The sequence below is a fragment of the Fulvimarina pelagi HTCC2506 genome, assembly GCF_000153705.1.
Classification (GTDB): domain Bacteria; phylum Pseudomonadota; class Alphaproteobacteria; order Rhizobiales; family Rhizobiaceae; genus Fulvimarina; species Fulvimarina pelagi.
Map to the genome: position 1 here is coordinate 984,548 of NZ_DS022272.1, position 21,284 is coordinate 1,005,831.

At 61.6% G+C, this 21,284-nt stretch carries 28 protein-coding genes and 1 riboswitch; of the genes, 19 read left to right on the forward strand and 9 right to left on the reverse strand.

Annotated features, from left to right (window positions below; all coding sequences use genetic code 11):
- The first annotated feature begins 25 nt into the window (after positions 1-25).
- The 4 genes from FP2506_RS04515 to bluB all read left to right on the forward strand — a co-directional run bounded on the left by FP2506_RS04515 (position 26) and on the right by bluB (position 2,601).
- The gene (locus FP2506_RS04515) at positions 26-958 is read left to right on the forward strand and encodes a cytochrome c1 (RefSeq protein WP_007066217.1); all 933 of its coding nucleotides are present in this window, start codon (positions 26-28) and stop codon (positions 956-958) included.
- A 96-nt stretch (positions 959-1,054) separates the two neighbouring features.
- Positions 1,055-1,375: a heme-degrading protein HmuQ gene (gene hmuQ / locus FP2506_RS04520; protein WP_007066218.1), complete on the forward strand. Its 321-nt coding sequence runs from the start codon at positions 1,055-1,057 to the stop codon at positions 1,373-1,375.
- Between the two features lie 46 nt (positions 1,376-1,421).
- A complete protein-coding gene (locus tag FP2506_RS04525) occupies positions 1,422-1,952 on the forward strand; it encodes an adenine phosphoribosyltransferase (RefSeq protein WP_007066219.1) in 531 nt (176 codons plus the stop codon).
- A gap of 7 nt (positions 1,953-1,959) precedes the next feature.
- Positions 1,960-2,601 (forward strand): 5,6-dimethylbenzimidazole synthase, encoded by a 642-nt coding sequence (bluB, locus tag FP2506_RS04530; protein WP_007066220.1) that lies wholly within the window; start codon positions 1,960-1,962, stop codon positions 2,599-2,601.
- Between the two features lie 10 nt (positions 2,602-2,611).
- Here bluB and FP2506_RS04535 read toward each other — a convergent pair whose 3' ends face one another.
- The 4 genes from FP2506_RS04535 to FP2506_RS04555 all read right to left on the reverse strand — a co-directional run bounded on the left by FP2506_RS04535 (position 2,612) and on the right by FP2506_RS04555 (position 5,279).
- Positions 2,612-3,085, reverse strand: coding sequence for a MaoC family dehydratase (locus FP2506_RS04535; RefSeq protein ID WP_007066221.1), 474 nt, complete (start codon positions 3,083-3,085; stop codon positions 2,612-2,614).
- Entirely contained in the window at positions 3,082-3,552 is a 471-nt protein-coding gene (locus FP2506_RS04540; RefSeq protein ID WP_007066222.1) for a MaoC family dehydratase, read from the reverse strand. The genes FP2506_RS04535 and FP2506_RS04540 overlap by 4 nt, the downstream gene beginning before the upstream one ends.
- A gap of 92 nt (positions 3,553-3,644) precedes the next feature.
- Positions 3,645-4,292 carry a pyridoxamine 5'-phosphate oxidase family protein gene (locus tag FP2506_RS04545; RefSeq protein WP_007066223.1) on the reverse strand — a complete coding sequence of 216 codons (648 nt, stop codon included), beginning with the start codon at positions 4,290-4,292 and terminating at the stop codon, positions 3,645-3,647.
- A 393-nt stretch (positions 4,293-4,685) separates the two neighbouring features.
- Positions 4,686-5,279, reverse strand: a complete 594-nt coding sequence (locus FP2506_RS04555; protein WP_040489401.1) for a LysE family translocator — start codon at positions 5,277-5,279, stop codon at positions 4,686-4,688.
- A gap of 100 nt (positions 5,280-5,379) precedes the next feature.
- On the opposite strand from FP2506_RS04555, the gene FP2506_RS04560 reads away from it, so the two are divergent.
- The 6 genes from FP2506_RS04560 (at position 5,380) to FP2506_RS04585 (ending at position 10,500) form a co-directional block, all read left to right on the forward strand.
- Positions 5,380-5,835 carry an Lrp/AsnC family transcriptional regulator gene (locus FP2506_RS04560; RefSeq protein WP_040488908.1) on the forward strand — a complete coding sequence of 152 codons (456 nt, stop codon included), beginning with the start codon at positions 5,380-5,382 and terminating at the stop codon, positions 5,833-5,835.
- A 70-nt stretch (positions 5,836-5,905) separates the two neighbouring features.
- Positions 5,906-6,018, forward strand: a riboswitch (TPP riboswitch).
- 99 nt (positions 6,019-6,117) lie between these two features.
- A complete protein-coding gene (gene thiC / locus FP2506_RS04565; protein WP_007066226.1) occupies positions 6,118-7,941 on the forward strand; it encodes a phosphomethylpyrimidine synthase ThiC in 1,824 nt (607 codons plus the stop codon).
- A 4-nt stretch (positions 7,942-7,945) separates the two neighbouring features.
- Positions 7,946-8,926 (forward strand): glycine oxidase ThiO, encoded by a 981-nt coding sequence (gene thiO / locus FP2506_RS04570; protein WP_007066227.1) that lies wholly within the window; start codon positions 7,946-7,948, stop codon positions 8,924-8,926.
- Complete coding sequence (gene thiS / locus FP2506_RS04575) at positions 8,923-9,120, forward strand: sulfur carrier protein ThiS (protein WP_007066228.1); 198 nt, start codon at positions 8,923-8,925, stop codon at positions 9,118-9,120. The genes thiO and thiS overlap by 4 nt, the downstream gene beginning before the upstream one ends.
- A gap of 4 nt (positions 9,121-9,124) precedes the next feature.
- Entirely contained in the window at positions 9,125-9,895 is a 771-nt protein-coding gene (locus FP2506_RS04580; RefSeq protein WP_007066229.1) for a thiazole synthase, read from the forward strand.
- The gene (locus FP2506_RS04585; RefSeq protein ID WP_007066230.1) at positions 9,895-10,500 is read left to right on the forward strand and encodes a thiamine phosphate synthase; all 606 of its coding nucleotides are present in this window, start codon (positions 9,895-9,897) and stop codon (positions 10,498-10,500) included. The genes FP2506_RS04580 and FP2506_RS04585 overlap by 1 nt, the downstream gene beginning before the upstream one ends.
- A gap of 42 nt (positions 10,501-10,542) precedes the next feature.
- Here the strand turns inward: FP2506_RS04585 and FP2506_RS04590 are convergent, their stop codons facing one another.
- The 4 genes from FP2506_RS04590 to FP2506_RS04605 form a co-directional block, all read right to left on the reverse strand.
- Positions 10,543-10,905 (reverse strand): PIN domain-containing protein, encoded by a 363-nt coding sequence (locus tag FP2506_RS04590; protein WP_007066231.1) that lies wholly within the window; start codon positions 10,903-10,905, stop codon positions 10,543-10,545.
- Positions 10,902-12,005, reverse strand: a complete 1,104-nt coding sequence (gene ychF / locus FP2506_RS04595) for a redox-regulated ATPase YchF (protein WP_007066232.1) — start codon at positions 12,003-12,005, stop codon at positions 10,902-10,904. Before ychF ends, FP2506_RS04590 begins: the two co-directional genes overlap by 4 nt.
- A 126-nt stretch (positions 12,006-12,131) precedes the next feature.
- Entirely contained in the window at positions 12,132-12,395 is a 264-nt protein-coding gene (locus tag FP2506_RS04600) for a DUF2312 domain-containing protein (RefSeq protein ID WP_007066233.1), read from the reverse strand.
- Between the two features lie 175 nt (positions 12,396-12,570).
- On the reverse strand, positions 12,571-12,882 hold the full coding sequence (locus FP2506_RS04605; protein WP_007066234.1) for a DUF1244 domain-containing protein: 312 nt from the start codon (positions 12,880-12,882) through the stop codon (positions 12,571-12,573).
- A gap of 242 nt (positions 12,883-13,124) precedes the next feature.
- Between FP2506_RS04605 and FP2506_RS04610 the strand changes: the two genes are divergently transcribed.
- Entirely contained in the window at positions 13,125-13,580 is a 456-nt protein-coding gene (locus tag FP2506_RS04610; RefSeq protein WP_040489403.1) for a DUF1036 domain-containing protein, read from the forward strand.
- On the forward strand, positions 13,577-15,013 hold the full coding sequence (gene pyk, locus FP2506_RS04615; protein ID WP_007066237.1) for a pyruvate kinase: 1,437 nt from the start codon (positions 13,577-13,579) through the stop codon (positions 15,011-15,013). The genes FP2506_RS04610 and pyk overlap by 4 nt, the downstream gene beginning before the upstream one ends.
- A 73-nt stretch (positions 15,014-15,086) precedes the next feature.
- On the opposite strand, the gene FP2506_RS04620 is transcribed toward pyk, so the two are convergent.
- Positions 15,087-15,647 carry a polysaccharide biosynthesis/export family protein gene (locus FP2506_RS04620; RefSeq protein ID WP_040488909.1) on the reverse strand — a complete coding sequence of 187 codons (561 nt, stop codon included), beginning with the start codon at positions 15,645-15,647 and terminating at the stop codon, positions 15,087-15,089.
- Between the two features lie 349 nt (positions 15,648-15,996).
- Here FP2506_RS04620 and FP2506_RS04625 point away from each other — a divergent pair, with 349 nt between their 5' ends.
- The 7 genes from FP2506_RS04625 (at position 15,997) to FP2506_RS04655 (ending at position 21,280) form a co-directional block, all read left to right on the forward strand.
- The gene (locus FP2506_RS04625) at positions 15,997-16,788 is read left to right on the forward strand and encodes a hypothetical protein (protein WP_007066240.1); all 792 of its coding nucleotides are present in this window, start codon (positions 15,997-15,999) and stop codon (positions 16,786-16,788) included.
- A 154-nt stretch (positions 16,789-16,942) separates the two neighbouring features.
- On the forward strand, positions 16,943-17,131 hold the full coding sequence (locus FP2506_RS04630; protein WP_007066241.1) for a twin transmembrane helix small protein: 189 nt from the start codon (positions 16,943-16,945) through the stop codon (positions 17,129-17,131).
- Positions 17,132-17,178: 47 nt separating this feature from the next.
- Positions 17,179-17,745, forward strand: coding sequence for a cob(I)yrinic acid a,c-diamide adenosyltransferase (locus FP2506_RS04635; RefSeq protein ID WP_007066242.1), 567 nt, complete (start codon positions 17,179-17,181; stop codon positions 17,743-17,745).
- Positions 17,746-17,903: 158 nt separating this feature from the next.
- Positions 17,904-18,653 (forward strand): electron transfer flavoprotein subunit beta/FixA family protein, encoded by a 750-nt coding sequence (locus tag FP2506_RS04640; RefSeq protein ID WP_007066243.1) that lies wholly within the window; start codon positions 17,904-17,906, stop codon positions 18,651-18,653.
- Positions 18,654-18,672: 19 nt separating this feature from the next.
- Positions 18,673-19,605, forward strand: a complete 933-nt coding sequence (locus tag FP2506_RS04645) for an electron transfer flavoprotein subunit alpha/FixB family protein (protein ID WP_007066244.1) — start codon at positions 18,673-18,675, stop codon at positions 19,603-19,605.
- Positions 19,606-19,731: 126 nt separating this feature from the next.
- Positions 19,732-20,610 carry a 3-hydroxybutyryl-CoA dehydrogenase gene (locus tag FP2506_RS04650; protein WP_007066245.1) on the forward strand — a complete coding sequence of 293 codons (879 nt, stop codon included), beginning with the start codon at positions 19,732-19,734 and terminating at the stop codon, positions 20,608-20,610.
- A 43-nt stretch (positions 20,611-20,653) separates the two neighbouring features.
- On the forward strand, positions 20,654-21,280 hold the full coding sequence (locus tag FP2506_RS04655) for a glutathione S-transferase family protein (RefSeq protein ID WP_007066246.1): 627 nt from the start codon (positions 20,654-20,656) through the stop codon (positions 21,278-21,280).
- Positions 21,281-21,284: the final 4 nt, after the last annotated feature.

A 21,284-nucleotide genomic window follows, 5' to 3' on the forward strand; every position in this document is an offset into this window, starting at 1 on the left:
CGGAAGGCTTCGGAGAAAAAGACTGATGAAAAAGACGCTATCCGCCATCCTCGCAGCCGGCATTGCATTCGCGCCATTGGCGGCCTTCGCCCAGGATGGGCAGGGCCCGAACGAGAACACCGCTCAGGAAGAAGAAGTCGCGGCGGAGAATGCCGACGCGCCTGAGGAGGAAGCAGAGGAAGGCCACGCGGAGACGCCGCACTATCCCCTGCGACGCCCCGAAGAGATGAACTGGTCCTTTGCCGGTCCATTCGGTCACTGGGACGTTGGGCAGTTGCAGCGCGGATACAAAGTCTATCGCGAGGTCTGCGCCGCCTGCCATTCCATGAATTTCGTGGCGTTCCGCAATCTTGAGGACCTCGGCTACAGTGAAGAGCAGGTCTCGACGCTCGCTGCCGAATTCACGGTTCAGGACGGCCCGGATTCCTCCGGCGAGATGTTCGACCGGCCGGCGACGGGCTCGGACTACTTCCCGGCGCCCTATCCGAACCCGGAAGCTGCTGCCGCGGCCAACAACGGCGCCGTCCCGCCTGACCTTTCGCTGATTGCCAAGGCGCGGGCTGTCGAACGCGGGTTCCCGACTTTCGTCTTCGACATCTTCACCCAGTACAGCGAAGCGGGACCGGACTACCTCCATGCGCTCCTGACCGGTTATGGCGAAGAGCCGCCCGAGGGTACGGAGCTGATGAGCGGGACCTATTACAACCCGTACTTCATCTCCTCGTCGGCGCTCGCGATGCCGCAGCCGATCTACGAGGATCAGGTGGAATATCCGGACGGGGCGCCGCAGACCGTCGAGCAATATTCGCGCGACGTGACGGCCTTCCTGATGTGGGCCGCTGAGCCGCATTTGACCGAGCGCAAGGCGACCGGCTTCGTCACGATGATTTTCCTCATCGCCTTCGCGGTGCTGATGTTCTTCGTCAAGCGCCGGGTCTGGGCGGGAACGCCGCACTGACACGGATCACTTCACGCCTCGACGTTTGAAAAGGGAGCTCCGGCTCCCTTTTTGTTTGACACCGACCAATCGATGCCGAGCCGAAAGGACCCAGCCATGTATATCGCAATGAACCGCTTTAAGGTCTTGCCAAATGCCGAGAAGGATTTCGAGGAACTCTGGCTCAACCGCGAATCTCAGCTTCAGTCCGTACCCGGCTTTGTCGAGTTCCACATGCTACGCGGACCGAAACGGGATGACCACCAACTCTATTCCTCTCACACAGTCTGGAAAGACCATGCGGCCTTCGAAGCCTGGACCAAGTCGGAAGCGTTCCGACGGTCACACGGCGGTGCGGGATCGACGAAGCCGCTCTATCAGGGCCATCCGGAGTTTGAGGGCTTCGAGGTGATTCAGACGATCGGCCAGAACAGCTGATCGATCGGTCCACGCCCTCATCTCAACTCACGATGGAGACCGATGCTTGATTGATTTCAAAGCTGCGATCCGAACGATCCCGGACTACCCGAAGCCAGGGATCCAGTTCCGCGATATCACCACGCTCCTGAGTGATCCCACTGCATTCCGGGCATCCGTCGACGCCCTTGTTGCACCCTATGCCGATGGCAAGATCCGCCATGTCGTCGGCATCGAGGCGAGGGGGTTTATCCTTGGCGGCGCGCTTGCTCACCAACTCACCGCCGGGTTCATCCCGATCCGCAAGAGAGGGAAGCTGCCGCGCGAGACTGTATCCGTCACCTACGAGCTCGAATACGGTGAGGACGAGATGGAGCTCCACCGAGACGCCATACTGCCTGGCGAACGTATCCTCCTGACCGACGACCTGATCGCCACCGGCGGTACGGCGATCGGTGGCGTGAAACTCCTGCGGGACCTCGGTGCCGAGATCGTCGCGGCCTGCTTCCTCGTCGATCTGCCAGACCTCGGCGGCTCGAAGAAGCTTCGCGAGATGGGCGTCGACGTCCGGTGCCTCTGCGAATTCGAGGGCGATTGACCGGAGAGTGAGCAGCGAAACGCCTGACTTCGGCCCAGAATTCCGTGAAACCCTCGATCAGCTTCTCGTTTGGCGTCGTGATGTGCGGCGTTTTCGGACGGATCCGATCGACGCAGAAGCTCTTGAGGCCGCGCTGCGTGCCTTCGATCTCGCTCCCTCTGTCGGCAACAGCCAACCCTGGCGTCTTGTGCTCGTTGAAAGTCGAAAAGTGCGCGCCGTGGTTCGAGAAAGTTTCACACGGTGCAACGCCGAAGCCTTCGCGGCGACCACGCCCGACAAGCGCGATCTCTATGCGCGGCTGAAACTCGCCGGCCTCGACGACGCGCCGATCCATCTTGCCGTCTACTGCGATGTCCGACCCGAGCAAGGCCACGGGCTCGGCTGGCGGACGATGCCGGAAACGCTAGCCTATTCGACGGCCGGCGCGGTCGCCATGTTTTCGCTGACAGCGCGAGCCCACGACATCGGCGTCGGCTGGGTCTCGATCCTTGAACCTGACGTTCTCGCCGAAGCGCTCGATCTGCCGCGGCATTGGCGCCTTATCGCCTATCTCTGCGTCGGCTATCCCGAGAAGGAAGACGACGTGCCGGAGCTGGAACGCGCCGGCTGGCAGTCGCGCTGCGGCGACCGGCCGATCCTGCAGCGCTGACGACGCCGACCTATTCGCTGGTCGCGATGAAGGCCGCCCCGTCGAACGTCATGACCGGCGCACCGTCCTGATTGGTCGCTTCGACGGCAAAGCCGATGATGCCCCAGCCGGGCTTCGACTTCGATTCGCGCTTTTCGCTGATGCGGTGCCGGTATGCAATCGTATCCCCGGCATAGACGGGCCTCGTCCAGCGGATGTTCTTGACGCCAGGCGAGGGGCCGAAATTCGGCATCGGTTTGCCGTCCGCGAGCCAAGCCTTCAGCATCTCCCGACGCCAGGCGACGTTGAGCTTCATGTAGGCCGCCGTCGTATGCCAGCCGGATGCGCAGTGGCCGCCGAACAGCGTCTTCTTCGCAAGGTCCGGATCGAGGTGGAATCGCTGGGGATCGTACTTCGCGGCAAAGTCCAGAATCTCGCGCGCAGAGAAATGATGGCTGCCGAGCTCGTAATCGACACCCAGTTCGATCGTGTCCCAGAAGCTCATGCCGCCGCTCCCTCGTTATAACCCTTGCGCGTGAGGCAGAGCAGCAGATGCTCGCAGACCGCCGCCGGCTCGCCGCGCTGATTGGCTACCTCGGTCCGGATCGTCACGATCCCGAGATGCGGCTTCTTAGTCGAGGCGCGCGAGGAGACGACGGTAGAGGTACCGGTCAGTCTGTCTCCCGGCCGAACGGGCGACTTCCAGTCCATGTAGTTCACGCCGCCCGAGCCCTGCGACGTCGAATCGAGCAGATAGGCGTCGCAGATCATCCGCATCATCATGCCACAGAGATGCCAGCCCGATGCCGAGAGGCCACCCAGCATCGAGCCCTTCCCGGCCTCCTCGTCAAGATGGAAAGGCTGTGGATCCCATTCCTTCGCAAACTCGACGATCTCCTCCTTCGTCACCTCGTAGGGGTCGAGATCGAAGACTCGGCCTTCAGTGAAGTCTTCCAGAACGTATTTCGACATTGGCTCCTCGTCCCGTCGGGTCTGTCCGACCCTATTATCGGAGCGAACGCGGGAAAGCGAAATTGGGCCGGGGCCTTCCGCGCCTCTTGATCTCAGGCCCGCCCTGCCTCGAAATCTTCCTGAAGCTCTTCGAGGCCAAGCATCCCCGCCTCTTCGACCTTCGCTTTGTCGCTTTTCGAAATCACGTCGTTCACCGCATCGAGACGTTTCCAGCGCGCGAGGGGTGCCTCTCCGTTCTCATCGGGCACGTGCTTTGCCGTTTCCACCCTCTGAAACTTGTGAATATAACGCGGGCAATTGACGAAAATCGCGTTCGGCTCGACTTCAGCAAGAAGCTTCGCGCCGGGATAGCCGTCTTCCTCGGTCGACGGCCGCAGGCGCGCGGTGCCGTTGATCCGCAGGCGACGCGGTGTTTCCAGATCGATGAAAAGCATGCCGACCTTGCCAGATCCGTCGATATTGCCGGCCGACAGGAACATGCCGTTTCCATCATAGAAGGGGAACGTCAGCAGGCCCTGCTTCTCCCGAACGAAACCTTTCGGCCCTGCCTTGTAGGATACGGTCGGCTGGCCGGTTGGATCGACCGTGGAGAGGAAGAAGTAGTCGAGCGATCGGATGAAGGCGATATCGTCCTCGGTGAGCGTGTCGTGGACGATCATCTCGTCGAGTCGGGTGGCGAGCGGCTGAGTGCCTTGAGCTTCCTGAACGCGGCGGTGGCATTCCTGATAGAGATCCGACAAGTCTTGTTCCTCCCAATTGACGCTGTTCTGCTGCCTTCGGCAAAGCGTCGGCCTCGTGCTTATCGTTCGCGGAGAGCATCAGCAATCGCGCATCCTCTTCGCTTGTCCGGGTGAACAAGAGACCGGCAAATTGACAATGAGGCCGACACCGCAAGTCTTCAGCCCCAAGGTTCATGCTTCGAGATGCTGGCCCGCCAATGCATCGGCGGGACACCGCAAACAGAAATTGAAGCCGGACCAGAACTTGATGAACATCGACAGATAAATGCGCACAGATGTCCCTTATGACTGGTCGCTGGATGAACGGTCAGGCTAGGGACTTCGGCCGCAAGGCTCACGGGCTGAAATACCCGTGTGTCTCGGGCCAGAATACCGCTTCTCACGTCATCAGGGTCAGAGCCTGAGGACCGGATAGAGCGAAGCGACGAGCATTAGCGCCATCGTCACGTTGAAGAGCCGCAGCCGCCGCGAATTCGACAGCCAACGCCGAACCACTGTTCCGATCCACGCCCAGAGCGAGATCGCCGGAAAGCAGACGAAGGCGAAGGCAGCCGCAACCATCAGAACGGATGCGAGCGAGCGATCCGGCGCGTAGAGCGTGATCGCCGACAGCCCCATTGCCCAGGCCTTCGGATTGACCCATTGGAATGCCGCCGCTTGCAGGAAGGTGAGGGGGCGGCCTTCGACGTCGGCACGATCCGGCGGCGGCGCGCTGGCGACCTTCCAGGCCAGCCAAAGGAGATAGGCGACCGAGGCGAGTTTCAGCACGGTGTGAAGCATGGGCGCAGCGTCGAACAACGCCATCAGGCCCATCCCGACAAGCAGAATCATCAACGAGAACCCGACCAAGATACCCAACATGTGCGGTAGGGTGCGGCGGAACCCAAAATTCGCCCCGGACGCCATCAGCATCAGGTTGTTCGGTCCCGGCGTGATCGTCGCGACAAGCGTGAAGCTCAGAAGGGCCAGAAGAACTGGAGGGGATATCATTGAGTGCTTGCCTCGAAGCGTTTCCGGCGCAATGCTAAGAAGAAGAGTTCGCAATGTGGCGTCAATCGAGCCTGCCTGGCTTCGAGAGGTGCAATCAATGACGGCCTTGGACCCTATCAGCGAGAGAATATTGCGCGAACTCATACGCGACGGGCGGCTGAGCAACGTTCAGCTCGCACAACGCGTCGGCCTTTCCGCATCGGCCTGCCTGCGCCGCGTGCAGGAACTCGAGCGTTCCGGCGTCATCCGTGGCTATCGTGCGGTCCTTAATGCCGAATGCATGGGACGGGGCTTTATCGCATATGTCATGGTCGGCTTGTCGCTTCACACCAAGGCGGCGCAGGAAGGGTTCGAGAGGGCCATGGCCGGTGCGCGCGACGTCGTCGAATGCCACAACGTCGCTGGCGCCTTCGAATATCTTCTGCGGGTCGAGAGCGCGGACCTCTCGAGTTACAAGCGCTTCCACACCGAAGTCCTCGGGACACAGGCACATGTCAACGCGATTACCTCCTACGTCGTCATGGGATCGCCGAAAGACGAACGCGCCGCGTGAGAGCTTTCTCGGGACGTGAACGGGCACGGTCTCGGGCGCTTGAATCGGTCACATCCGGCTGATATCTCTTTCTTCGTCCAAGGGGAGTTCCGGCAAGGAACTGAGAGGCTGCTATACACTGCGCGGCGACCCGTAGAACCTGATCCAGTTCGTACTGGCGTAGGGATGGAAGAACGCTGCGGATCAAGTTTCCACCTGGTCGTCCGAGGCATTTCGCGGCAGCTTTTCGATCACCGATGACAGCACTGGATCTCCAACGCTTCGACGAGGGAGAGCCAACCCATGAATGCCATCACACCGACGGTCACCGCGGGCCCGCTCCAGGCATCGCGCAAGATCTATCTGTCCGGCAAGGCCCATCCGAACATCGCCGTCCCGCTTCGCGAGATTTCCGTCCACCCGACAGCCGGCGAACCGCCTGTGACGGTCTATGATTCGTCCGGCCCCTATACCGATCCGAATGTCGAGATCGACATCGCAGAAGGCCTGCCGCGCAGCCGTGCTGAATGGGCAAAAGCTCGCGGCGATACGGAGAAATACGAGGGCAGGGCCCTCAGGCCAGAAGACAACGGCAATCTGCCCGAGGACAAGGTCACGCCGGCCTTTCCTGTCCATCACAAGCCACTCCGCGCCAAGGACGGCAAGGCCGTGACCCAGCTTGCCTATGCGCGCGCTGGGATCGTGACGCCGGAGATGGAGTTCGTCGCGATCCGCGAGAATCTCGGTCGCGCCTCCATGGAAGAGGCGCTGATCCGCGACGGTGAGCCCTTCGAGGCCGACATTCCGGATTTCATCACGCCCGAATGGGTGCGCGACGAGGTCGCCTCCGGCCGCGCGATCATCCCAGCCAACATCAATCATCCGGAACTCGAGCCGATGGCGATCGGCCGGAATTTCCTGACAAAGATCAACGCCAATATCGGCAATTCGGCCGTCACCTCCTCGATGGCCGAAGAGGTCGAAAAGATGGTCTGGGCGATCCGCTGGGGCGCCGACACGGTGATGGACCTGTCGACGGGCCGCAACATCCACAACATTCGCGACTGGATCATCCGCAATGCGCCGGTGCCGGTCGGCACCGTGCCGATCTATCAGGCGCTGGAGAAGGTCGACGGCATTGCCGAAAACCTCACCTGGGAGGTGTTCCGCGACACGTTGATCGAACAGGCCGAGCAGGGCGTCGACTACTTCACCATTCATGCCGGCGTTCGCCTGCACCACATTCCGCTGACCGTCGACCGGGTGACCGGGATCGTCAGCCGGGGCGGTTCGATCATGGCGAAGTGGTGCCTGCACCATCACCGCGAATCGTTTCTCTACGAACATTTCGACGCAATCTGCGACATCTGCCGCGTCTATGACGTCTCGTTCTCGCTCGGCGACGGTTTGCGTCCCGGTTCAATTGCGGATGCCAACGATCGCGCCCAGTTCGCCGAACTTGAGACGCTTGGCGAACTGACGAAGATCGCCCGGGCGAAAGACTGTCAGGTGATGATCGAGGGCCCCGGACACGTGCCGATGCACAAGATCAAGGTGAACGTCGAAAAGCAGCAGAAGCTCTGCGGCGATGCCCCGTTCTACACGCTCGGGCCGCTCGTTACCGACATCGCGCCGGGCTACGATCACATCACCTCCGGCATTGGTGCGGCGATGATCGGCTGGTTCGGTACGGCGATGCTTTGCTACGTCACGCCAAAAGAGCATCTGGGATTGCCGGACCGCGACGATGTGAAGACCGGCGTCATCACCTACAAGATCGCGGCCCACGCTTCCGACCTCGCCAAGGGCCATCCGGCCGCGAAGGTGAGGGACGACGCCCTGTCCCGCGCCCGCTTCGAGTTCCGCTGGGAGGACCAGTTCAACCTGTCGCTCGATCCCGAAACGGCGCGGCTCTATCACGACAAGACCCTGCCGAAGGAAGCGCACAAGACAGCGCATTTCTGCTCGATGTGCGGCCCGAAATTCTGCTCCATGCGGATTTCCCACGACATCCGGTCCGAGGCCCAAAAGGAGGGCATGGAGAAGATGGCGCAGAAATATCGCGAGGGCGGAGACCTCTACATGCCGGCGGACGCGGCGGCGGCCAACACGGAACCTGCGGAGTAGGCTCATGCAGATATCCGTCATCGGGGCAGGGGTCGCGGGGCTGTGCGCCGCCGTGACCCTCGCCGAGCGTGGCGCTTCGGTCACCGTTCACGAGAGAGCCGGCGGTTTAGGTCCACAGGCTGCATCCTGGCTCGCCGGCGGTATGCTGGCGCCCTGGTGCGAGACCGAAAGCGCCGACCGCGCCATCGTCGAACCCGGCTTGGCCGCCATCGACTGGTGGGCCGAACGGGTGCCGGATGTGAGGCGGGAGGGAACGCTCGTCATCGCCCCGGCTCGCGATTCCGGCGAACTCTCGCGCTTTGCCCGACGGATCGGCAATCAGGCCGAGCGACTGGACGAGGCGGGTCTCGCAGCACTCGAACCCGTGCTGGCCGGTCGCTTCCGGCAAAGTCTTCACTATCCGCAGGAAGCTCATCTCGATCCTCGCAAGGCGCTTGAGGCCCTTGCCGGCCGGTTGTCCGATCTTGATGGCTCTGTCTGTTTCGGGTCGTCCGCAGAACCGGCGGGCGCGAAAGGCGATATCGTCGTCGACTGCCGTGGCATCGCCGGAGATCAATCGGAGCTTCGCCCGGTTCGCGGCGAAATGCTGATCCTCCGCACGTCTGAAGTCACTCTGTCGCGACCGGTCCGTCTCCTCCATCCGCGCATGCCGGTCTACGTCGTTCCGCGCGAGGCCGGCCGCTTCATGGTCGGCGCGACGATGCTGGAAAGTGGCTCGACTGGCGGTGTGACGCTCCGCTCGGCGGTGGAACTGATGAACGCGGCCTATGCGATCCATCCTGCCTTCGCAGAGGCGGAGGTCGAAGAAATGAGCGCGGGGCTTCGTCCGTCCTTTTCCGACAACCTGCCTCGGGTCACGCAGTCCGGACGCGTCGTCTCGGTAAACGGCCTCTATCGTCACGGCTTTCTCCTGGCACCCTCTTGCGCGCGGGAGGCTGCGGACCTCATCTTTGGTCAAACCGATCAGAAGGAGAACGCGGCATGAGGGTCGTTCTCAATGGCGAACCTGCCGAAATCGACGCCGACACGCTGGACCGGGCGCTCGCCGAGCTCGGCTATGGGGATGCGGTCGTGGCGACCGCACTCAACAGTGAATTTGTCCCCGCACCGATGCGCGGCGAAGCTCGCATAGCGGAAGACGACCGCATCGAGATCATCGCCCCGATGAAGGGAGGGTGATCCAATGGACATCTACGGTGAGACCTTCACCAGCCGGCTGATGCTCGGCACCGCGCGCTATCCTTCGCCCGACATCCTGAAGCAGTCGATCGAGGCTTCCGGTGCGGAGATCGTCACGGTTTCCCTTCGCCGTGAATCCGCCAACGAGCGGGCAGGGCAGGCCTTCTGGAACCTGATCCGCGAGACCGGCGTCCGAGTGCTTCCGAACACGGCCGGTTGCCACTCGGTGCGAGAGGCCGTGACGACCGCGCAGATGGCGCGCGAGGTCTTCGGGACGAACTGGGTAAAGCTCGAAGTCATCGGCGATGCCGACACGCTCCAGCCCGATCTCTTCGGCCTCGTCGAGGCAGCGCGGATCCTCACCAAAGACGGTTTTCAGGTGTTCGCCTATACGACGGAGGACCTCGTCGCCGCCGATCGTCTCGTCGAAGCCGGTTGCCGTGTGCTGATGCCTTGGGGCTCGCCGATCGGCTCGGCCCGGGGGCTCAACAATGTCTATGGGCTGAGAGCGATGCGCGCGCGTTTTCCGGAGGCGACGCTTCTCGTTGATGCCGGCATCGGCGTCCCGTCACATGCGGCGCAGGCGATGGAGCTCGGCTATGACGGCGTGCTTCTGTCCTCGGCCGTCGCGCTCGCAGGCGATCCGGTCTCGATGGCCCGCGCCTTCCGTCTTTCCGTCGAAGCCGGCCGGCTCGCTTTCGAAGCCGATCCGCTGCAGCCGCGCGATATGGCCGAACCCTCGACGCCCGTTCTCGGCCTTGCTAGCTTTGCCTGATGCGGCTCGATCCCTTCTATCTCATCGTCGACAGCGCCGATTGGATCGAGCGTCTGGTCCCGCTGGGGGTGAGACTGGTGCAGTTGCGTGTGAAAGATGCGTCGCGCGAGGCGCTGCTTGAGCATATTCGCCGTTCTCGCGAAGTCTGCAACGCCCATGGGTGCCAGTTGGTCGTTAACGACTACTGGAAGCTGGCGATCGAAGAAGGCTGCGATTTCGTCCATCTTGGGCAGGAGGATCTTCTTCGGGCGGATGTGCCGGCCATTCGAAAGGCTGGCCTCAAGCTGGGCGTCTCGACCCACGATGAAGCCGAACTCGCCGCTGCGCTCGCCGCTGATCCGGATTACGTCGCCCTCGGTCCGATCTGGCCAACGATCCTCAAGGCCATGAAATGGGCGCCGCAGACGCCCGAAAAGCTCAACACATGGCGCAGAGCGGTAGGCGATATTCCGCTCGTTGCCATCGGCGGGATTACAGTTGAGCGGCTTCCGCAGGTCTTCGCGAGTGGCGCCGATATCGCAGCCGTCGTCACCGACATCACCCGGAACGAGGACCCGGAGGCGAGAACAGCGGAATGGATCGCAGCGACGAGGCGCACGCCGTAAGACGACTGGGGTGCCGCGAATGGGTCCTTTGGTCTGGAGCGTTCAAACCGCTCCTTCGCTCCATGGATCGATGATTTCGACACCGAGCGCTTGGAAATCAGAGATGTTTCTTATGGGGACGGGCATCCCGTGGACGATTCCCGTGGCGGGGATCATCGCGTCCGGCGTAATGCTCCGATATGGTGTCGGAAGGCATCCGCAAAGGTCCGCTGCATCTTGCCCGAATGGGCGCACGCGTCCCGTGAATTCGATCATGAGTTTCGCCAGCCCGCTTTCCAGGCTCTCGGCGAAGTCAGGATCACGGATTTGCCTGACGATTCCGAACCGGATTTCCGCAATGTAGATGTTTGCGAGTTCGACGCTGTAGCTGTCCTGATTGGCGAGCTGGACCCCGACAGTCCTCACACGTTGAACTTGAACAGCATCACATCGCCGTCCGCGACGACATATTCCTTGCCTTCGTCCCGGGCCTTGCCGGCGTCCTTCGCGGGAACTTCGCCGCCGAGGGTGACGTAGTCGTCGTAGGCGATTGTCTGGGCGCGGATGAAGCCTTTTTCGAAGTCGGTATGGATGACGCCGGCGGCCTGCGGTGCCTTCGCGCCATTATGGACGGTCCAGGCTCGGGTCTCTTTTGGGCCGGCGGTGAAATAGGTGATCAGATCCAGGAGGTCGTAGCCGGCGCGGATCAGGCGGTCTAGGCCGGGCTCAGTGAGGCCCATGGTTTCCAGGAACTCGCTGGTTTCGGCCTCGTCTAGCTGGGCGATTTCGGCCTCGATGGCGGCGGAGATGACCACCGCACCAGCACCTTGAGATTCCGCCATCTTGGCGACGTCGGCAGCGTGGTGATTGCCGGTAGCGGCGTCGTTCTCCGCAACGTTGCAGACGTAGAGGACGGGCTTGGAGGTAAGGAGGTTGAGGGCGCGCAGGGTCCGCCGGTCTTCCGGATCGAGGTCTTCGACGATCGTGCGGACGGGCTTGCCATCGTTCAGCGCTTCCAGCGCCTTTTCCATCACGGGCAATTGGGCGAGCGCCTCTTTGTCCTTGCCGGTCGCTTTCTTGCGGGTATTCACGACGCGCCGCTCCAAGCTTTCGAGATCGGCGATCATCAGCTCGGTCTCGACCGTTTCGGCGTCGGCGACGGGGTCGATCTTGCCTTCCACGTGAGCGATGTCCTCGTCCTCGAAGCAGCGCAGCACGTGGACGATGGCATCGACCTCGCGGATATTGGCGAGGAACTGGTTCCCGAGCCCTTCACCCTTCGAAGCGCCGCGCACCAGGCCGGCGATGTCGACAAAGGTGATGCGCGTCGGGATGACGTTGGCGGATTTCGCGATGCCGGCAATGTTCTTGAGCCGCGAATCGGGGACGGCGACGTCGCCCGTGTTCGGCTCGATGGTGCAGAACGGGTAGTTCGCGGCCTGGGCGGCAGCGGTTTTGGTGAGGGCGTTGAAAAGCGTCGACTTGCCGACGTTCGGCAGGCCGACGATGCCGCATCTGAAACCCATGGGGGCAATCCTTCGCAATGGTTCGCCGGGCGCGGGGAGGACGCGCCGAGGCTGATTGGGCGCTCAATGCAGCGCAATCAGCGACGGGTCAACATTGCGGCGGTCTGCAGAAGAAGCGTGCCCGTCCTATTCGTCCGAATCGCCCGGAGTCATGCCGAGGGCTTGGAGATAGAGATCCAGAATTGCCTCTTGCTCCTGACGTTCGTTCTGGTCCTGTTTGCGGATGGAGATGATCTTCTTCAGCACCTTCGTGTCGAAGCCATTGCCCTTAGCCTCCGCGTAGACGTCCTTTATATCATCGGCGATCGTCTTCTTTTCTTCCTCCAGCCGCTCAATGCGCTCGACGAAAGAGCGGAGGTGATCGCCAGCAACGGCAGTGACGTCGGACATCTAATATCTCTCCCGAACGAGATGGGTTTTTGAACACAGCCGGCCGCACCCGGCCGCGCGAAGACATTCGCTGCGAGGCCTGGCCGTGCATCCTGCGTAGGCCAACTGGTCGCATCGCAGGGTTAACAGGCGGTTAGCGTCAGGCCGCGCGGAGTTGAATCCGCGCGACGGCTGTTCAGTGTTGCGGCTTGTTAGCTTCGAAAGCCGCCTGACTCTCCGCCGCCGCTTCCCGTTGATGCTTCGCGCGCCACTCGTCGTAGGGCATGCCGTAGACGATTTCGCGGGCTTCTTCCTTGGTAAGATGCTCCCCGCGAGCGTTCGCGGCTTCCTGGTACCACCGCGAGAGGCAATTGCGGCAGAAGCCGGCAAGGTTCATGAGATCGATGTTCTGGACGTCCGTGCGTTCGCGCAGGTGATCGCGCAGAGCACGAAAGGCGGCTGCCTCCAATTCGATCCGGCGTGTCTCTTCTGATTGATTTTCAGTCACTGACAATTGCTCCGGCCCCTTGCATGCGAAGTCTCTATCAAGCCATATCGCTGTCGGACGCCATGGCTTCAAGCCTTCGAAGTATGTTGCCCTGTTTTGCGGCGTCAGGCTTCGGCTAAGAAAAGAGAAGATTCATTCGCCCTGCGATGGCTTTGTCAGGATTGCACCCTATGCCCCTGCCACACGACACCCGACCGGATGAAGGCGGAGACCCTGTGGAAGAAAATTCCGCTACCCGCGAGATGCGGCCGCCATTTCGTCGACAACGTTCGCTTCTTCTCGCCGCTTTGACGCTCGCCGGTTTGGCCTTCTTCGGCGCCGATGATGCGAGGGCAGACTTCCGTGTCTGTAACGGCACCGCGAACCTCGTCGGTGTTGCAATCGGATATCGTGCCGAGGCCGGATGGACCAGCGAGGGCTGGTGGCGTATCCCGGCTGAGACCTGCAAGCCGCTGATCACCGGACAGCTCAAATCGCGCTACTATTATCTCTACGCTGAAGATGCCAACGGCGAGGCTCGCTGGGCCGGCGAGATCGATCTTTGCGTGGCGGAAAACGAATTCAGGATCGCCGGGGTCAGCGAGTGCCTCAAGCGCGGCTACCAGCGCATGGGCTTTCGTGAGTTCGACACGGGAGAACAGGAAAGCTGGATGGTTCAGCTGACCGAACCACCACGCAGTAATACGGAGACCGAATGAGACGGAACCGAAGCGTAAAGATTCTCGCGACCCTGGGGCCGGCTTCGTCGGAGGAGCGTCAGATCGCCGAACTGCACAAGGCCGGCGCCGACGTCTTCAGAATCAACATGAGCCATGCCGATCACGATCTAATGCGCGAACTGGTCGCCCGGATCCGCAAGGTCGAGGCCGAACTTGGTCGGCCGATTGGCATTCTCGCCGATATTCAGGGTCCGAAGCTGCGCGTCGGAAAATTCAAGGAGGGCTCGGTCGATCTGGAGATCGGACAGGAGTTCACCCTCGATAACAACGAAGAACCGGGTGGTGCGACGCGGGTTTATCTACCCCATCCAGAGATTTTGGAAGCGGTGGAAGTCGGGCATAGGCTCCTGATCGACGACGGCCGCCTTTTCCTCGAATGCATCGAGACCGACGGCCTCATGGTGAAGACCCGGGTCGTTGCCGGCACGAAGATCTCCGATCGCAAGGGCGTCTCCCTTCCCGACACCACGCTGAAGACGGGCGCGCTGACCGAGAAAGACCGGTCGGATCTCGATGCGGTGCTTGAGGCCGATGTCGACTGGGTAGCGCTTTCCTTCATTCAGCGACCGAGCGATCTCGCCGAAGCGCGCAAGATCGCCAAGGGCCGGGCTCTCTTGATGGCAAAGATCGAGAAGCCGCAAGCGGTCGAGCGGCTCGACGAGATTATCGAACTCTCCGACGCGATCATGGTCGCGCGCGGCGATCTAGGGGTGGAACTGCCGCTCGAAGAGGTGCCGGGTATCCAGAAGCGCATCACGCGCGCCTGCCGCCGTGCCGGCAAGCCGGTGGTCGTCGCGACCCAGATGCTGGAGTCGATGATCTCGGCACCTGTGCCGACGCGAGCCGAGGTCTCCGACGTGTCCATCGCCGTCTTCGAAGGAGCGGACGCAGTGATGTTGTCGGCTGAGTCCGCGGCCGGCAAATACCCGGTCGATGCCGTCGCGACCATGGACCGGATTGCGATCCAGGTCGAGAAGGATCCGCTCTATCCGGGCATCATCTTCGCCCAAAGACCCGAGCCCGAAGCGACCGGTGCGGATGCCGTCTCGCTGGCTGCTCGCCAGATGGCCGAAACCCTCGATGTCGCCGTCATCGTTACCTATACCGCTACGGGTACGACGGGCTTGCGCGCGGCCCGCGAGAGGCCGCGCATCCCTCTGCTGGCGCTCTCGCCGATCACCCGGACCGCGCGTCGCCTGTCACTCGCATGGGGGCTGCATTGCGTCGTGACGGAAGATGCCCAGGATCTCGACGACATGGTCGATAAGGCTTGTCGGATCGCCGTCGAGCAAGGCTACGCAGTGGCGGGTCAGAAGTTGATCGTCACTGCCGGCGTGCCGTTACGACAGCCCGGAGCAACGAACATGTTGCGCATTGCCTATATCGGCTCGGACGGATTGTCGGCCGTCTGATTGACTACCGGTCGAATAATCGGGGAAATTGCGCGTGACATCCGATTCGGTCGGCTGCCGCGCGCGTCTACCGCTAAAACCAGCGTTCGCGAACGTATATCGTGTCACCCGGCAAGAGGGGATCGGACGTCAAGACACGGCCGGTCACGACTTCTTTGCCGATCTGGCGGGTAACGTCGACCGTGCCCTGCTCGGCGCGCGGGGTGAATCCGCCTGACACGGCAATCGCTTTCTGCACGGTCATGCCGGGCACATAGGTGTACTGGCCGCCCTGATTGACTTCGCCCATGATGAAGAACGGCCGGTAGCGGTCAACCGAAACCGTCACGTCCGGGTCCTGCAAATAGCCGTCGCGCAGCCGTTGCGCGATCTCGTGCTGAAGTTGGCCAGAGGTGCGACCGCGTGCAGCCACATCGCCGATGAGTGGCATCGACAAATAGCCGGCTTTGTCGATCGGATAGGCCCTGGTCAGCTCGGCCTGCTCGAAGACGGATATCCGGGCGATGTCGCCGCTGTCGAAATGGTATGGTTGGTTGAGCACAGCGTGGAAAGCAGGTGGCGTCGGCTTGTAGGATGAACAGGCGGCGATCGGGGCCAGCGCGAGGAAAAGCGCGAGCTTTGCAATCGTTTTCATGAATAAGCTCCGTCCGTTCGTGGTCTTCACCGGAGGACGTTGAAAGCCCCAAGCACGATGATGCCGCTCGAAGCAGGAATAGCGTTGTTAGGGTTAATCAATCGTGAAACCCCTGCGGCGACAAGGATTTCGACGCGTTCCGTGCGGCGATTCTCCCGCCATTCCATATCGTCGATACGAAGAAACGGCGCCGCTTAAGCCGCTCTTTACCAGACGGAGCGACCGTTCCTCTAAGAAATCCGGGGTAGGACTTCGCCATCGTAGATTCGCGAATGAGCTCCGGAATAAACAAGCTTCGACAGCTGGCCACTCTACGGGCGACCGGGAGCTAGGATCGAACGGTGGCGACATGAGCAGCAAGACGAGCCCGCACGACGAAAGGATCCAGAACGGACAATCTCGTTCAGAAGACGGGCTTTTGGACAAGACCGCTCGGCTTGCGATCGAGGTCGGGCCAGGACACGGTTTTCAGAAGGTGATCTCCGACATGACGAATGTATGCCCGAACAGCGTGGAACACAGCCCGAGCGATACAGGCGAGCCCCGGGAGCCAGAAGCAGCCATCGAGCAGGTCGGCGTCGACGATCTCGCCTTTGCGGCGAAGGAAATGGAAATCAAACGGCTTGTCCTCGTGACGCCCTTCGCGGACGCCGCTTCGACGGAGACGGTGCTGACGCTCTCGCGGCTCCTGACCGAGGATAACCATCCCGTCGCGCTGATCCAGCTAGACCGCACGGCTGCCTCGCCGATCGCCTCCCCAGAAGAGGAGGCGGCAGGTTGGATTGATCTTCTTGGTGGCGGTCGGCCCGTGGGCGAGATCATCCATCGTGATCCGAAGTCGCGGCTTCACGTTGCACCGTCCGGTAATGTTGATGTTGCCGCGCTGGAAGAGGAGCAGTTCGAGGATCTCGCGGTTTATCTCGCAGCCTTTTGTCGTAGCTATTCGATGACGGTAGTCCATTTACCGGCCGATAGTTTGGGCCGAATCGAAGGGCTGGGGGACGTCGAGACGGCGGTGATTGTCGTCGCCAGCGAAGACAGAGCCGACGATGTGGAACGGATGGCCCGCGAGCTCAATCCTGCTGGGAGCTACGATGTTCTTCATCTAATTTCGGAGAACGAGACGCCGATCCTGCACTGACCTGAGCCGACCTCGACCCGATTGAACTAGCCGGGTCTCTGCTGTGTCTTCCACTGCGACATTGCCGCGCCTGTTGACGGATCGGCCTCGGCACTAGGTTTGGAGCATCCTCGATCCAGCGGCTCGCGGCCGCGATCTCTGCCTCAAGGTCTTTATGTCCGGCTTCCTCACGTTTCTTGCGCTTGCCGCGATGATCGCAACAGCGATCGTCCTTCTCATGGGGCTTCGCAACCTGATGAAGGGTGGGCCGAGCAATAAATCGCAGAAATTCATGCGCTATCGCATCATGTTTCAGGCGATTGCCGTCGTGCTCATCGTCGCCTTTCTCGTCTTCGGACGTTGACCGGACCCATTAGCGTCCAACCTTCTGGCGAGATTTGAGGAGGATGCATGGTCAAGCTGAACAAGATCTACACCCGGACGGGCGACAAGGGCGACACAATGCTCGGGAACGGCGAGCGGCGTCCCAAGCACGATCTGCGAGTCGAGACCTATGGAACTGTGGACGAACTCAATGCCGTCATCGGGCTTGCCCGGCTGCACTCGTTGGGCGATCTCGACGACATGCTGGCGCGCATCCAGAATGAGCTCTTCGATCTCGGCGCGGAACTCGCAACCCCCCACACTGGCGAGGATCTCGGCTTCGAGCCACTGAAAGTCGTCGATAGTCAGGTGGACAGGCTGGAAGCTGAGATCGACCGGATGAACGAGAAGCTCGAGCCACTAAAGAGTTTCGTGCTGCCCGCCGGCACCCCGGTGGCGGCGCATCTTCACCACGCTCGTACGGTCGCGCGACGCGTCGAACGGCTGATGGTGGCGCTTTCAAAGAAGGAGCCGGTTGCCGACACAGCTCTGCGCTACGTAAATCGGCTTTCGGACCACCTCTTTGTATGCGGGCGGATTGCCAACGATGAAGGCAAGGCCGACGTCCTCTGGGTCCCAGGAAAAAGCCGCTAGGCTTAGCGCCCGCTTTGAAAGAATAGTTCGCTCCGCGGCGACATCGCATGGGAGCGCTCCTTGAAAAGCGCTTCTTCCGAGACCAAAACCTTCGCCAACAGCCTGGGCGTTGCCGACAAGGCGTTCCTGCCCGCAAACCTCTCCGGGAGCAGAGCACCATGAAAATCCTCGTCGCCGTAAAGCGCGTGGTCGACTACAATGTGAAGATCCGGGTGAAACCGGACGGCTCCGGCGTGGAACTCGCCAACGTCAAGATGAGCATGAATCCATTCGACGAGATCGCCGTCGAGGAGGCCGTCCGGCTGAAGGAGGCCGGAACGGCGGAGGAGGTCGTGGCGGTCTCGATCGGGCCGAAACAGGCTGCCGATACGATCCGGACTGCCCTTGCCATGGGCGCCGATCGCGGAATTCATGTCGCGACAGACGAGATTGTCGAGCCACTCGCCGTCGCGAAGATCCTGAAGGGCATCTGCGATGGTGAATCGCCAGACCTTGTGTTTCTCGGCAAGCAGGCAATTGACGACGACTGCAACCAGACCGGCCAAATGTTGGCAGCCCTTATGAACTGGGGGCAGGGTACCTTCGCCTATAGGGTCGAGCCGTCGGACGGTAGCGTGAAGGTGACGCGTGAGGTCGACGGCGGCCTCCAGACTGTCGACCTGAAACTGCCCGCCGTCGTTTCCGTCGACCTGCGCCTCAACGAGCCGCGCTATGCCTCGCTGCCCAATATCATGAAGGCCAAGAAGAAGCCGATCGAAGCGAAGACGCCCGACGACTTCGGCGTCGACATCGCACGGCGGCTGGAGATCCTTAAGACAGAAGAGCCCGAAAGCCGTCAGGCCGGCGTCAAGGTCGCCTCGGTCGACGAACTCGTTGACAAGCTCAAGAACGAAGCCGGCGTCCTTTGAGGCGCGAAGGAACAACGACATGACCACTCTCCTCCTAGCCGAACACGACAACAAGGCGCTGTCCTCCGAGACCGCGAAGGCCCTGACGGCCGCCAAGGCGCTTGGCGCGGACGTCCATCTTCTCGTCGCCGGTAAAGACGCCGGCGCGGTCGCCGACGCGGGCGCCAAGCTCGACGGGGTCGCCAAGGTGCTGACCGCAGACGATGCCGTCTTCGCGAACCGCCTCGCCGAACCGGTCGCCGCGCTCCTGGTCGAGATGGCCGGCACCTACGACGCGATCGTTGCCCCGGCGACGACCATGGGCAAGAACGTCCTTCCCCGCGCCGCCGCCCTTCTCGATGTGATGCAGATTTCCGACGTGATGAGCGTCGAGGGGCCGGACACATTCAAGCGGCCGACCTATGCCGGCAACGCGGTGCAGACGGTCCGCTCTAAGGACTCGATGAAGGTGATGACCATCCGTACGTCGAGCTTCGAAGCCGCCGGCGAGGGCGGTTCGGCGCCAATCGAGGCCATCTCGATTTCCGTGAACGATCCCGGCCTCTCGAGCTTCGTGTCAGAAGAACTGGCGCATTCTGAACGCCCTGAACTGTCGAGCGCGAAGGTTGTCGTTTCGGGCGGCCGGGCACTCGGCTCGGATGAAAAATTCCGCGAGATAATGATGCCTCTTGCCGACAAGCTCGGCGCAGCCGTCGGCGCCTCGCGTGCGGCAGTCGATGCGGGCTATGCTCCGAACGACTGGCAGGTCGGCCAGACCGGCAAGGTCGTCGCGCCCGAACTCTACATCGCTTGCGGTATCTCCGGCGCGATCCAGCACCTTGCCGGTATGAAGGATTCAAAGGTAATCGTCGCGATCAACAAGGACGAAGAGGCACCGATTTTCCAGGTTGCCGACTACGGCTTGGTCGGCGATCTCTTCGAACTGGTGCCGGAACTGACGGAGAAGCTCTAGCGACCATCCGAAGGAGTCTGCCACCCCTTGGAACGCAAGGCTTCACGGTCTATGCTGCACTGCATATAAAGCAGGCCCCGCTTCCCATGCGAAGCTGCGGCTCAAGAAAAGGATCCGGAGGCAGACATGGCCGAAATCAAGAGCGTGGGAATCATCGGGGCCGGGCAGATGGGCTCGGGTATTGCGCACGTCGTGGCGCTGGCGGGCATGAAAACTCGGCTCTACGATGTCGGCGAAGAGCAGACGAAGAAGGGCCTCTCCGTAATCGAGAAAGGCCTCGACCGGCAGGTGACTTCCGAAAAGATCAGCCAGGCGGACCGTGAGGCTGCGCTGAAGCTGATCGAAACCTCAACCGATCTGACGACCCTCGGCGATCTCGACCTCGTTATCGAGGCAGCGACCGAAAATGAGGACGTCAAGCGGAAGATCTTCCGCGAGATCTGTCCAAATCTCTCCAAGGACACAATCCTCGCTTCGAACACGTCGTCGATCTCCATCACGCGTCTGGCATCGGCCTCCGATCGGCCGGAACAGTTCATGGGCATTCACTTCATGAACCCAGTGCCGGTGATGAAGCTCGTCGAGCTCGTGCGCGGCATCGCGACGGCCGAAACGACGTTCGAGGCCTCCAAAGGCTTCGTCGATAAGCTCGGCAAGACCGTCACGGTGTCGGAGGATTTCCCTGCCTTCATCGTCAACCGCATTTTGCTGCCGATGATCAACGAGGCGATCTACACGCTCTACGAGGGCGTCGGTTCGGTCACCTCGATCGACACGGCGATGAAGTTCGGCGCGAACCATCCCATGGGCCCGCTGCAACTCGCCGACTTTATTGGCCTCGATACCTGCCTTTCGATCATGCAGGTGCTGCATGATGGGTTATCGGACTCCAAATATCGGCCATGTCCGCTGCTGGTGAAATACGTCGAGGCCGGCTGGATCGGTCGCAAGGTCGGCCGCGGCTTCTACGACTATCGCGGCGAGGAGCCTGTTCCGACCCGTTGACGCAGCCAAGCTGGCAACACGCGATGCGTTTCGGACAGTTCGTATGATCCTGATCGGGCAATATGACTCGCCCTTCGTGCGCCGGGTCGGGATCGCGCTGACTCTTTACGGAATAGACTTCGAACACCGCGCTTGGTCGGTGTTCGGCGACGGCGAGAAGATCGCCGAATACAACCCGCTGCGCCGGGTGCCGACGCTCGTGCTGGACGACGGCACGGCGCTTCTCGATTCGACGACGATCCTTCTGGAACTCGACGAGCGCGTGAGCCCGGACGCGGCACTCATCCCTGCCTCCGGCGCCGCCCGCCGCCACCAGCTACGATTGTGCGCGCTTGCGGCCGGTGCATGCGAAAAGATGGTCGCGCTGATCTACGAACGCGCGCTGCACGAAACACTGTCCGAGGTCTGGATCGACCGCTGCACGACGCAAATCGAAGATGTCCTCGATATGCTTGAGGCAGAAGTGGGCCTTCTCGGCGGAAACTACGTCTTCGGGTCGACGCCCGGCCATGCCGATATCGCGATGGCGGTTGCTTTCCGCTTTCTGACGGACGCCCATCCGATGCTGCGGTCCGCGAAGCCCTACGAATCACTCGCAGTGCATATGGCCCGATGCGAAGCCTTGCCCGCATTTCAGGTGATACGACAAGAGTTCGTCCCGCCGGCTTGATGGC